Origin of the sequence: Mesorhizobium sp. M7D.F.Ca.US.004.03.1.1 (assembly GCF_003998635.1) — a bacterium.
GTDB lineage: Bacteria > Pseudomonadota > Alphaproteobacteria > Rhizobiales > Rhizobiaceae > Mesorhizobium > Mesorhizobium loti.
In genome coordinates, this window is sequence record NZ_RZQG01001506.1 from 1 (window position 1) to 829 (window position 829).

Annotated in this window: 1 protein-coding gene; it reads right to left on the minus strand. The window is 57.9% G+C overall.

From position 1 onward, the window contains the following. Window positions 1-163 precede the first annotated feature (163 nt). Window positions 164-829, minus strand: a 666-nt coding sequence (locus EN935_RS38285) for a sigma 54-interacting transcriptional regulator (RefSeq protein ID WP_164771835.1), incomplete at its 5' end; no start/stop codon positions are given.

Genomic DNA, 829 nt, shown 5'->3' on the forward strand with positions numbered 1-829 from the left:
TTTTTAGTTTGTCAGTCGCAGAGCCCCAGTACGACTGGTGGTAGAAAGCACACGGCCGGAATCTTGGCAGCGCTGTTCACACCCACTTCGTAAGCCTGGCCGATGGGCTCGGCGCCAGAGCACCAATGCTTGACCTGCTCCAGCTCTTGCTCGGCGGGTTGTTTCAGAGACGCTTGATCTCGATACCGCGTTTTCTCAGCACGTAGCCGATCTGGCGCGGGGTCAAACCGAGCAGGCGCGCCGCCTTTGCCTGCACCCAGCCACACTTTTCCATGGCAGCAATGACCGTATCGGCATCGGGCACCCTACCACGAGTCGTGGCAGGGCCTATCGGCGCTTGCCCGTCGCCGACGGGCGGGGCGGCACAGGCGGCGGAAGGCTCGATCGTAGTCGACTTCTCTGACGTCGGCTGTCCGTTCTTCCACAGCGCCGCGGCCAAGCACTGATCCGCGTAACAGGCAAAGTCAGTTCTGAGGATTGATGGACCCGTCGCCAGAACTGCCGTCCGTTGAACGCAGTTTTCGAGCTCTCGGATGTTACCTGGAAATTCGCAGTTCATTAGCACCTCAATCGCTTCGGGAGCGAAGGTCAGCGTGTGATCATTCTCAGTATTGAAATTCTTGAGAAACTGAGCGGCCAAGAGCGGAATATCACCTCGCCTTTCGCGCAATGCCGGCACGCGTAAAGTGACGACGTTGATGCGATAATAGAGGTCTTGCCGGAACTCCTTGCGTTGAACTGCCGTTTCCAAGTCCCTGTTCGTTGCGGCAATCACGCGAACATCAACTTTAATGGTGTGGTTGCTGCCGACGCGCTCAAACTCCTGCTC